This is a genomic window from Pseudomonas fluorescens, from assembly GCF_001708445.1.
Taxonomy (GTDB): domain Bacteria; phylum Pseudomonadota; class Gammaproteobacteria; order Pseudomonadales; family Pseudomonadaceae; genus Aquipseudomonas; species Aquipseudomonas gorinensis.
In genome coordinates, this window is sequence record NZ_CP015637.1 from 501,960 (window position 1) to 513,691 (window position 11,732).

5 protein-coding genes are annotated in these 11,732 nt (G+C 61.9%); 2 read left to right on the forward strand and 3 right to left on the reverse strand.

Annotation, left to right across the window (positions count from 1 at the left end):
- Window positions 1-8 precede the first annotated feature (8 nt).
- The 3 genes from A7317_RS02170 to aceE form a co-directional block, all read right to left on the reverse strand.
- The gene (locus A7317_RS02170; protein WP_024073025.1) at window positions 9-2,702 is read right to left on the reverse strand and encodes a putative bifunctional diguanylate cyclase/phosphodiesterase; all 2,694 of its coding nucleotides are present in this window, start codon (window positions 2,700-2,702) and stop codon (window positions 9-11) included.
- Window positions 2,703-3,009: 307 nt separating this feature from the next.
- Window positions 3,010-4,662, reverse strand: a complete 1,653-nt coding sequence (aceF, locus tag A7317_RS02175) for a dihydrolipoyllysine-residue acetyltransferase (RefSeq protein WP_069075120.1) — start codon at window positions 4,660-4,662, stop codon at window positions 3,010-3,012.
- 11 nt (window positions 4,663-4,673) lie between these two features.
- On the reverse strand, window positions 4,674-7,319 hold the full coding sequence (aceE, locus tag A7317_RS02180; protein ID WP_069075121.1) for a pyruvate dehydrogenase (acetyl-transferring), homodimeric type: 2,646 nt from the start codon (window positions 7,317-7,319) through the stop codon (window positions 4,674-4,676).
- A 383-nt stretch (window positions 7,320-7,702) separates the two neighbouring features.
- Here aceE and glnE point away from each other — a divergent pair, with 383 nt between their 5' ends.
- Entirely contained in the window at window positions 7,703-10,642 is a 2,940-nt protein-coding gene (gene glnE, locus A7317_RS02185; RefSeq protein ID WP_069075122.1) for a bifunctional [glutamate--ammonia ligase]-adenylyl-L-tyrosine phosphorylase/[glutamate--ammonia-ligase] adenylyltransferase, read from the forward strand.
- 54 nt (window positions 10,643-10,696) lie between these two features.
- Window positions 10,697-11,731 carry a lipopolysaccharide heptosyltransferase II gene (gene waaF, locus A7317_RS02190; RefSeq protein ID WP_024073029.1) on the forward strand — a complete coding sequence of 345 codons (1,035 nt, stop codon included), beginning with the start codon at window positions 10,697-10,699 and terminating at the stop codon, window positions 11,729-11,731.
- The last annotated feature ends 1 nt before the right edge of the window (window position 11,732 follow it).

Consider the following 11,732-nt stretch of genomic DNA (forward strand, 5'->3'; position numbering starts at 1 on the left):
CCGCGCTGTCAGGCGATTGGCCCGCGCGGGTAGCGTTTAAGCTTCTCGAGCAGTTCTGAGCCGGGGATGGGCCGGTCGAACAGGTAGCCTTGGCCGACGTCGCAACGATGCCGACGCAGGAATGCCAATTGTTCGGAGGTCTCAATGCCCTCGGCCACGACCTTGAGCTTGAGGTTGTGGGCCATGGCGATCACGGCCGAGGTGATTTCCATGTCGTCCTGGTTGTCCGGGATCTCGTGGATAAAGCTGCGATCGATCTTAATGATGTCGATGGGGAATTTTTTCAAGTAGCTGAGCGACGAGTAGCCGGTGCCGAAATCGTCCATCGCCAGGGTCAGGCCGAAGCTTTTCAGTTGGTCCAGTTGCAGACGCGTGTCCTCGGTGGCTTCCAGCAGCAAGCCTTCGGTCAGTTCCAGTTCCAGCAGGTTGGCTGGCAGCTCTTCTTCCTTGAGGATCGCGGCAATCGAGGCCACCAGGTCCGGGTCGGAAAACTGTTTGGGCGACAGGTTGATCGCCACCTGCAAGTTGCCCATGCCGGCGGCGCTGAGTCGTTTGCTCATGCGGCACGCCTGGCGCGCGATCCATTTGCCGATGGGGATGATCAGCCCGGTCTCTTCTGCCACGCTGATGAATTGGTCGGGGCGGATCATGCCCTTTTCCGGGTGGTTCCAGCGCAACAACGCCTCCATGCCCAGCAAGCGACCGCTGCGCAGGCACAGCTTGGGCTGGTAGAACACATCCAGCTCGTTCTGGGTCAGGGCGCGGCGCAGGTTGTTTTCCACGAACAGCTTGTAGCTGGCCTCGGCATTCAGCGCCTCGGTAAACACCTGCACCTGGTGTTTGCCGTTGGCCTTGGCCTTGTGCAGCGCCAGGCCGGCGTTACGCATCAGGGTTTGCGGGTCGCGCCCATGTAGCGGCGCACAGGCCAGGCCTACGGAGCCGGTGACGCTGATTAATTGGTTGTCGACGAACATCGGTTTGTCGAGGGTCGCCAACAACTGGCTGGCGACCTGCTGGCCACTCTCCAGGTCAGTGTCGTCGAGCAGTACCGCAAACTCGTTGCTGGCGAAGCGTGCCAGGCTGCCGCCGGCGCTGAGGCTGTTACGCAGGCGACGGGCCAGGCTGATCAACAGTTTGTCGCCAGTCTGGTGGCCGAGGCTGTCGTTGATCCGCTTGAAGTTGTCGATGTCCACCAGCAGCAGGCTGATCGGGCTGTCGCTGTCGCGGGCAAAGCGCTCGTCGAGGTTGCGGATAAACGCCGGACGGTTACCCAGGTTAGTCAGGTTGTCGGTATAGGCCAGGCGCTCGATACGCTGCTGGGCAAGCTTGGTCTGGGTGATGTCTTCGTAGATGCCGATGTAGTGGGTCAGTTCACGGTTGTCGCCGTAGACCTTGGAGATCGACAACTGGCCCCAGTAGGGTTCCAGGTTCTTGCGTCGGCTCTTGAACTCGCCCTGCCAGCTGTTGCTCTGGGCCAGGCTGGAAGGGGCGTCGAACAGCAGCTCGCTGAGGTTCTCCAGCGCCGGTAATTGTGCCAGGCGGTGGCCGTGGACTTCTTCGGTGCTGTACTGGGTGATCGCGGTAAAGCTGGGGTTGACGTACTCCACCACGCCATCGCAATTGACCAGCAGGAAGGCGTTGGCGCTTTGTTCCACCGCGCGCTGGAACAGGTGCAAGGCGCTGGTGGCGGTGCGGCGGTTGTGGTTGTTGATGACCTGGGCGAACTGGTCGGCCAGCTCGCCGGCAAAGGCGATCTCGTCGGACTGCCAGGCCCGCGGGCTGCCGGTCTGCTCCAGGCACAACACGCCAACCACCTGGCCATCCACCCGGATGCTCGCGTCGAGCATGGCGTACACATCCTTGGCCCGCAGGGATTCGGCCATCTCCCGGGTCCGCGGGTCGCGCATGGCATTGGTGGCATCGATGGCCCGGCTGGTTTGCAGGGCTTCCAGGTAGTCCGGAAAGCCACTGGCATCGATCGGTTCGGGCAAATGGTACTGCTGATCGGCGTGGCGGTAAGCCGAGATCGGTACCAGACGCTGGCCTTCGAGGTTCCAGATACTGGCGCAACCGATCTGGTAGATATCGCAGGCGCTACGGGTGATCAGCTCGGCGGCTTCCTGCAGCGAATTATTCGTGGTGTAGCGCTGGCGGGCCAGCAGCAGGATCAGCTCCTGCTGGGCGCGCACCCGCTCCAGGTGTTGCAATTGCTCCTGTTGCGCACGCTGGTTGAGTTCCAGCGCAATCTGCAGGCGGCTGTTCTGGCTTTCCAGGTCCGTTGTCGGGGCATCGGAAGGCGGGGCGTTGAAGAGGCCGTCGACCACCATCAGGTAGCCACGCAGCAGGTGACGATTGTGCTGTTTGTAGGCTTCTCCCATTTCCAGCACGCTCAGCGGGCCATTGCTGGTGTGCAAGGTGTAGCGCACCAGATAGTGGGGGCTCTGGGCCAGTTGCTGCTGGATGGCGTCATGCAGCTGATAGCGCGCCTGTGGCTCCATCAGGCTGGCGTACGGAGAACCGATCAGGGCGCACAGCTCCACCGCCGGCAGGCCGAATTGGCGCTCGCAATTGGGGTCCAGGTACAGCAGGGCCCAGCTTGCCTCATTAAGCCGCTCGAAACGCAGCATACCGAGGCGCGAAGGCACCGGTAATTGCGTCACTACCTCGGCCGCCGTACGGGCGACATCGGGTTGGCTTTTCATGGGGGAAGCTCACTTGAAAAAACGCACTCGGCGCCGGGCTCGCGCCCTCTTTACTGTTGCCTGCGGCAAGGTTGCATCATGCAGCACAGGCTGACAAGAGAGGATGAAGGCTAAGTGCTATATGTGTGTTATCGGCTGCGTGGAGGATTTCTGCAATCGGGGGGATGGGTGGTGTACAACCCTGTTTCCCCCGTCCAACAATTGCCCAAAAAAAAGCCCCGCCAAGTGGCGGGGTTGAGGTACGAGCGTGGCGCTCGGAAAACGGTGCAACCAGGCCTCCCGGGGTGAACGGGAGGCCTGTGGAGGCTTACAGCAAGATGGTACGGATGTCGTTCAACAGCTGGCTCAGGCGCTGGGTGAAGCGCGCAGCGGCCGCGCCGTTGATCACACGGTGATCGTAGGACAACGACAGTGGCAGCATCAGCTTCGGCTGGAACGCTTTACCATCCCAGACAGGCTGGATAGTGGCCTTGGACACGCCCAGGATCGCCACTTCCGGCGCGTTGACGATTGGCGTGAAGCCAGTGCCGCCAATGTGACCGAGGCTGGAGATGGTGAAGCAAGCGCCTTGCATGTCGTCGGCGGTGAGCTTTTTGTCGCGGGCCTTGGCCGCCAGCGCAGCAGCCTCGGCCGCAAGTTGCAGCAGGCTCTTCTGGTCGACGTTCTTGATGACCGGTACCAGCAGGCCATCCGGGGTGTCGACCGCAAAGCCGATATGCACGTACTTCTTGCGAATGATCGCCTTGCCGCTTGGGGCCAGCGAACTGTTGAAGTCCGGCAGCTCCTTGAGCAGGTGCGCGCAGGCCTTGAGCAGCAGTGGCAGCACGGTCAGTTTTACACCAGCCTTCTCGGCCACGGCTTTCTGCGCAACGCGGAAAGCTTCGAGGTCGGTGATGTCAGCCTGGTCGAACTGGGTCACGTGCGGGATGTTCAGCCAGCTGCGGTGCAGGCTCGACGCGCCGATCTGCATCAGGCGGGTCATCGGCACTTCTTCGGTCTCGCCGAAGCGGCTGAAGTCCACGACCGGGATCGGTGGAATGCCCGCGCCGCCAGTAGCAGTGCCGGCAGCCGGAGCTTCCTTGGCTTTCTGCATCATGGCCTTGACGTAGACCTGCACGTCTTCCTTCAGCACCCGACCGTGTGGGCCGGTGGCCGATACGGCGCTCAGCTCGACGCCGAATTCACGCGCCAGTTGGCGAACCGCCGGGCCTGCGTGGACCTTGGCACCGCTTGGCGCAGGTGCGGCAGCAGCCGGGGCCGGAGCGGCCTCGGCTTTTGCAGCAGGTGCAGGGGCGGCGGCGGCCGGAGCGGCTTCAGCCTTGGCGGCCGGGGCGGCAGCGGGTGCTGGAGCCGCAGCCGGTGCAGCGCCTTGGACTTTCAGCTTAAGGATGAAGTCGCCAGTGCCGACTTCGTCTTCCAGCTTGACCGCGATGCTTTCCACCACGCCGGCAGCCGGCGATGGGATTTCCATCGAGGCCTTGTCGGACTCCAGGGTGATCAGCGACTGGTCGGCTTCGACGGTGTCGCCGACCTTGACCAGCAGCTCGATGATCTTGGCCTTGCCCGACGAGCCGATGTCTGGAACATGAATGTCCTGGACAGTGGCGGCGGCAGGTGCAGCCGCAGCTGCCGGGGCTGCAGGAGCCTCGGCAGCCGCCGGTTTTTCAGCGGGGGCAGGTGCAGCAGCGGCAGCAGGAGCCGCTGCCGCAGGGGCCGCATCGGCGGCGCCTTCGATTTCCAGCTCCAGCAGTTCGTCGCCTTCTTTAAGGCGGTCGCCCAGCTTCACTTTCAGGCTCTTGACCACGCCGGCCTTGGGAGCAGGGATTTCCATGCTCGCCTTGTCCGATTCCAGGGTCAGGATGCTCTGGTCGGCTTCGACGGTGTCGCCGACCTTCACAAACAGCTCGATTACTTCACCTTCACCGCTGCCGATGTCAGGTACGCGAATGAGTTCGCTCACAAAAAGTCTCCTCAGCAGTCCAGTGGGTTGCGTTTTTCCGGGTTGATCCCGAACTTGACGATAGCGTCAGCCACCACCTTAGGTTCGATCTCACCACGGTCAGCCAAGGCTTCCAGGGCTGCCAACACCACGAAATGACGGTCGACTTCGAAGAAGTGACGCAGCTTCTTGCGGCTGTCACTGCGGCCGAAACCGTCGGTGCCCAGGACTTTGAATTCCTTGGACGGGACCCACTGGCGAATTTGTTCAGCAAACAGCTTCATGTAGTCGGTGGAGGCAATGACAGGGCCCTTACGGCCGGTCAGGCACTCTTCGACATAGCTCTGCGCAGGCTTCTGGCCTGGGTGCAGGCGGTTGTTGCGCTCGACGGCCAGGCCATCGCGACGCAGTTCGTTGAAGCTGGTCACGCTCCATACGTCGGCGCCGACGTTGAACTCGTCACGCAGGATCTTCGCCGCTTCACGCACTTCGCGCAGGATGGTGCCGGAGCCCATCAGTTGCACGTGGTGTGCCGCTTCCTTGGTGTCTTCTTCGAGCAGGTACATGCCCTTGATGATGCCTTCCTCCACGCCGGCCGGCATGGCTGGCTGCTGGTAGGATTCGTTCATCACGGTGATGTAGTAGAAAACGTCCTGCTGCTCTTCGGTCATCTTCTTCATGCCGTCCTGGATGATCACCGCCAGCTCATAGCCGTAGGTTGGATCAAAGGTGCGGCAGTTCGGGATGGTGGCAGCCAGGATGTGGCTGTGACCGTCTTCGTGTTGCAGGCCTTCGCCGTTCAGCGTGGTACGGCCGGCGGTACCGCCGATCAGGAAACCACGGGTACGGCTGTCGCCGGCAGCCCAGGCCAGGTCGCCGATACGCTGGAAGCCGAACATCGAGTAGAAGATGTAGAACGGCAGCATTGGCTGGTTGTGGCTGGAGTACGAAGTACCGGCAGCGATGAAGGAGCTCATGGCGCCCGCTTCGTTGATGCCTTCTTCGAGGATCTGGCCCTTCTTGTCTTCCTTGTAGAACATCACCTGGTCTTTATCGACTGGCTCGTAGAGCTGGCCGACGGAGGAGTAGATGCCCAACTGACGGAACATGCCTTCCATACCGAAGGTACGGGCTTCGTCCGGGATGATCGGCACGATACGCGAGCCGATTTCCTTGTCCTTGACCAGCTGCGCGAGGATCCGCACGAAGGCCATGGTGGTGGAGATTTCACGGTCGCCCGAGCCGTCCAGGATTGCCTTGAGGGTATCCAGTGGCGGTGTCGGGATGGTGAAGCTCTTGACGCGGCGCTGTGGCACGAAGCCACCCAGTGCGGCACGACGCTCGCTCAGGTAGCGGGCTTCGGCGCTGTTCGGCTCCGGCTTGAAGAACGGCAGGTTTTCCAGCTCTTCGTCTTTGACGGGAATGTCGAAGCGGTCGCGGAACAACTTCAGGCTGTCGACATCGACTTTCTTGGTGTTGTGCGCAGTGTTTTTCGCTTCGCCGGCACCGGTGCCATAACCCTTGATGGTCTTGGCCAGGATGACGGTGGGTTGTTCCTTGTGGTTGACCGCTTCGTGGTACGCCGCGTAGACCTTGTACGGGTCGTGGCCGCCACGGTTGAGTTTCCAGATCTCGTCGTCGGACAGGTCTTCAACCATCGCCTTGAGTTCAGGCGTGTTGAAGAAGTGCTCACGCACGAATGCGCCGTCTTTGGCCTTGTAGTTCTGGTACTCGCCGTCGATGACTTCGTCCATGCGACGTTGCAGGATGCCGTCGACGTCCTTGGCCAGCAGTGGGTCCCAGAAACGGCCCCAGATGACTTTGGTCACGTTCCATTGGGCACCACGGAACACGCCTTCGAGTTCCTGGATGATCTTGCCGTTGCCGCGAACCGGGCCGTCGAGGCGCTGCAGGTTGCAGTTGATGACGAAGATCAGGTTGTCCAGCTTCTCGCGGCCGGCCAGGGAGATGGCACCCAGGGATTCCGGCTCGTCACACTCGCCGTCGCCCAGGAAGCACCAGACTTTCTGCTTGCCTGCCGGGATGAAGCCACGGGCTTCCAGGTACTTCATGAAACGTGCCTGGTAGATCGCCTGGATCGGGCCCAGGCCCATGGATACAGTCGGGAACTGCCAGAAATCTGGCATCAGCCACGGGTGCGGGTACGACGACAGGCCGTTACCGTCCACTTCCTGGCGGAAGTTGTTCATGTGTTCTTCGGTGATGCGGCCTTCCATGAACGCACGGGCGTAGACGCCTGGCGAGGTGTGGCCCTGGAAGTAGATCAGGTCGCCGCCGTGTTCTTCGGTCGGGGCCTGGAAGAAGTAGTTGAAGCCGATGTCATACAGGGTGGCGCTGGAAGCGAAGCTGGAGATGTGACCGCCCAGGTCAGAATCTTTCAAGTTCGTGCGCATTACCATCGCCATGGCGTTCCAACGTACCAGCGAGCGAATGCGGCGTTCCATGAACAGGTCGCCAGGCATGCGTGCTTCGTGGGTAACGGGGATGGTGTTGCGGTACGGCGTGGTGATGGCGTAGGGCAGTTGCGAGCCGCTGCGGGTCGCGAGTTCGCCCATACGGGTCATCAGGTAGTGAGCACGGTCTTCGCCTTCTTTGTCGAGAACCGATTCCAGGGCGTCCAGCCATTCCTGGGTTTCGACGGGATCGAGGTCTTGCATGGCTTGCTCCAGGGCGGAAAGGCTACCAGAATCGGTTGCCTGAAGTTTGCGACTGGCCTTGTGGGCAGACGACATAAATTCTTGGATGGCCGAAGGTTGCTTCGGCGTCCTGTAGTTTTACTACAAATCGTCGGCCATTTCAGCCTTTCGAATGTATATACGAGTAGTAAAACTACACAAGACTGAGCGGATTGCTCGGTCTGATCGGTGAGCATAATCGTTATTGTTGATCTTTTGCGAACAAGAAAAGGTAGAAGTTTAATGTTGCCTGCCAAAATTAATGTTTTTTCAGCTATTTCTAACTTTTGTTCGACAGTCCTCCATCGAGCGCGCTGCCTGCGTTCACAGCAACAAGCCGTTTACGCGCCGATCAAGGATAGACCATGAGCCTTCCAACGCTGGCCGAACTACCGGCCATTCTCTTGCCATTTGCCAGCCGGGCCGAGCAGTCATTTCGTGACGCAGTGGCCGCGCTGGATGACGATCATGGCCTTTCTGCGTGGACGCCGCAACGGTGGGCCGACTTCGCCCGGGTGTGCGCCGCCAGTGACTTTGTGATTGAACAGAGTGTTCGTGACCCTTTGATGTTGCTGGAACTGGTGGCATGGGGCGAACTGGACCGCGGCTTTGCGCCGGGCGAGCTGTGCGGGCAGATTGCCGGTGCGGTGCAACAAGCTGAAACAGAAGATGAACTGGGCCGCGTCTTGCGTCGCCAGCGTACCCGCCAGCAAGTGCGCATCATCTGGCGCGACCTGACTCGCCAGGCCGACCTGGTGCAAACCTGCCGCGACCTTTCCGACATGGCCGACGCCAGCATCGACCAGGCCTACCAATGGCTGTACCAGCGTCACTGCGTGCAGTTCGGCACGCCGACCGGCCGGCGCAGTGGTGAGGCCCAGCAAATGGTGATCCTCGGCATGGGCAAGCTCGGTGCGGTGGAGCTGAACCTGTCATCGGATATCGACCTGATCTTCGCCTACCCCGAAGGCGGTGAGACGGTGGGCGTCAAGCGCGCCCTGGATAACCAGGAATTTTTTATCCGGCTTGGTCAAAAATTGATCAAGGCTCTCGACCCGATGACCGTCGACGGTTTTGTCTTTCGCGTCGATATGCGCCTGCGCCCCTACGGTTCGGCCGGCGCCTTGGTGCTCAGCTTCAATGCGCTGGAGCAGTACTACCAGGACCAGGGCCGCGACTGGGAACGCTACGCCATGATCAAGGCGCGGGTGGTGGCTGGCGACCAGGTGGCCGGCGCGCAACTGCTGGATATGCTGCGTCCGTTCGTCTATCGCCGTTACCTGGACTTTTCCGCCATCGAAGCGCTGCGCACCATGAAGCAGCTGATCCAGCAGGAGGTGCGGCGCAAGGGCATGGCCGAAAACATCAAACTGGGCTCGGGCGGCATCCGTGAAGTGGAGTTTATTGCCCAGGCGTTCCAGTTGATCCACGGTGGTCGCGACCTCAGCCTGCAGCAGCGGCCGTTGCTCAAGGTCCTCGGCACCCTGGAAGGCCAGGGCTACCTGCCACCGGCGGTGATCGCCGAGTTACGCAATGGCTATGAATTCCTGCGTTACACCGAACACGCGATCCAGGCGATTGCCGACCGTCAGACGCAAATGCTCCCGGACAGCCCCGAAGACCAGGCGCGCATTGCCTTTATGCTCGGGTTTTCCGATTGGGCCACCTTCCATGCGCGCTTGATGTATTGGCGTGGTCGCGTGGATTGGCATTTCCGCCAGGTGATTGCCGACCCGGATGAAGAAGAAGGCGAAGAGAGCGAATTGGTCGTCGGCGGAGAATGGCTGCCGCTGTGGGAAGAGTCCCAGGATGAAGACGCCGCCTGCCGCCAGCTCGCCGAAGGCGGTTTCAGCGACGCTCCCAAGGCCCTCAAAGCCTTGGCCGGCCTGCGCGGCAGTCCGCAACTGCGTGCCATGCAGCGCCTGGGTCGCGAGCGCCTGGATGCGTTTATCCCGCGCCTGCTGGCCCAGGCTGTCGAGCACGCCAACCCCGACCTGGTGCTGGAACGTGTACTGCCGCTGGTGGAGGCCGTCGCGCGGCGTTCGGCTTACCTGGTCTTGCTCACGGAAAACCCCGACGCCTTGCGCCGCCTGCTGACCCTGTGCGCCGCCAGCCCGTGGATCGCCGAACAGATCACACGCTTTCCGCTGCTATTGGATGAGTTGCTCAATGAAGGTCGCCTGTTCAAGCCGCCCTTGGCGCCCGAACTCGCCGCCGAGCTGCGCGAGCGCCTCACGCGCATTCCCGAGGATGACTTGGAGCAGCAGATGGAAGCCTTGCGCCACTTCAAGCTGGCCCACCGCCTGCGCGTCGCCGCCTCGGAAATCGCCGGCAGCCTGCCCTTGATGAAAGTCAGCGACTACCTGACCTGGCTCGCCGAAGCCATCCTCGAACAGGTGCTGGCCCTGGCCTGGCGCCAGACCGTCGCGCGCCACGGCTCGCCGCAACGGCTGGACGGCACCCTGTGCGATCCTGGGTTCATCATTGTCGGTTATGGGAAAGTCGGCGGTATCGAACTGGGGCATGGTTCGGACCTGGACCTGGTGTTTATCCACGACGGCGACCCGCAGGCCGAAACCGACGGTGCCAAGCCGATCGACGGGGCGCAGTTCTTTACGCGCCTGGGCCAGCGGATCATCCACCTGCTGACCACCCAGACCAACTCCGGCCAACTATATGAAGTAGACATGCGCCTGCGACCGTCCGGCGCATCCGGCCTGCTGGTGAGTTCGCTTGGGGCGTTCGCGCGCTATCAGGAAAACGAAGCCTGGACCTGGGAACATCAGGCGCTGATACGTGCGCGGGTGCTGGTGGGCAGCCCGGATGTCGGCCAGGCCTTCGAGCAAGTGCGGGCCAAGGTGCTGGGGCGTGAACGGGACCTGGTGAAGCTGCGCCAGGAGGTCAGCGAGATGCGCGCCAAGATGCGTGACAACCTGGGGACCAAGTCGACGGTGGCCGGTACCGGCGCCAATGCCTTCGAACCCACGGTGGTGTTCGACCTCAAGCAGGACGCTGGAGGTATCGTGGATATTGAATTTATGGTGCAATACGCCGCTTTGGCGTGGTCTGCGCAACATCCATCGTTGCTGCGCTACACCGACAATATCCGCATTCTGGAGGGCTTGGAGCAGGTAGGGTTGATGCCTGCCGCCGATGCCCATTTGCTGCGCGAGGTGTATAAAGCCTACCGTTCCGCCGCGCATCGCCAGGCCTTGCAGAACGAGGCCGGCACGGTGACCGGGGATCAGTTCGCCGACGAACGGCGCCAGGTGATGCGAGTCTGGCAGGAGCTGGGGTTGAGCTGAAACACTATTAGGGCGGGGAGGCATAAGCCTCCCCGCATCGTTTGTGGAAACTAAATGAATATTCTGATCGTTGGGCCCAGTTGGGTCGGTGACATGGTGATGGCACAGACACTGTTCCAGTGCCTGAAACAACGTCATCCCGACTGCCAAATCGATGTGCTCGCCCCTGAGTGGAGCCGGCCGATCCTCGAGCGCATGCCCGAGGTGCGCAAGGCCCTGAGCTTCCCGCTCGGCCACGGTGCCCTCGAGTTGGCGACTCGCCGTCGTATCGGCAAATCCCTGGCCGGCCAGTATGACCAGGCGATCCTGTTGCCCAACTCGATGAAGTCGGCCCTGGTGCCGTTTTTTGCCGGCATCCCGAAACGTACCGGCTGGCGCGGCGAGTTTCGCTACGGCCTGCTTAACGACGTGCGCAAGCTCGACAAGGCGCGCTACCCCCTGATGATCGAGCGTTTCATGGCCCTGGCCTACGCGCCCGGCGCCGAGTTGCCGACGCCGTACCCGCGCCCGCGCCTGCGGATCGACCCAGTGACCCGCGACGCAGCCCTGGCCAAGTTCGGCCTGGCCCTTGACCGTCCGGTGCTGGCGCTGTGCCCTGGCGCCGAGTTTGGCGAGTCCAAGCGCTGGCCGTCGGAGCACTACGCCAAGGTCGCCGAGATGAAAATTCGCGAAGGCTGGCAGGTGTGGCTGTTCGGTTCGAAAAACGACCATGGGGTGGGCGAAGATATTCGCCAGCGCCTGATCCCCGGCCTGCGCGAGGAAGCGGTGAACCTCAGTGGCGACACGTCGTTGGCCGAGGCCATCGATCTGCTCTCCTGCGCGGATGCCGTGGTGTCCAACGACTCCGGGTTGATGCACGTGGCGGCGGCGCTGAATCGCCCGCTGGTGGCGGTGTATGGTTCTACGTCCCCAGGCTTTACCCCACCGTTGGCCGACCAGGTCGAAGTGGTACGCCTGGGTCTGGATTGCAGCCCGTGCTTTGAGCGCACCTGCCGTTTCGGTCACTACAACTGCCTGCGCCAGTTGCTGCCGCAGCCGGTGAGCGATGCCTTGCAGCGGTTGCAGGGCTCTGTGGTCGAGGTTCACTGAG

Coding starts and splice junctions, on each gene's coding strand:
- A7317_RS02170 (WP_024073025.1), bottom strand. CDS start 2,702: ATGAAAAGCCAACCCGATGTCGCCCGTACGGCGGCCGAGGTAGTGACG.
- aceE (WP_069075121.1), bottom strand. CDS start 7,319: ATGCAAGACCTCGATCCCGTCGAAACCCAGGAATGGCTGGACGCCCTG.
- glnE (WP_069075122.1), top strand. CDS start 7,703: ATGAGCCTTCCAACGCTGGCCGAACTACCGGCCATTCTCTTGCCATTT.
- waaF (WP_024073029.1), top strand. CDS start 10,697: ATGAATATTCTGATCGTTGGGCCCAGTTGGGTCGGTGACATGGTGATG.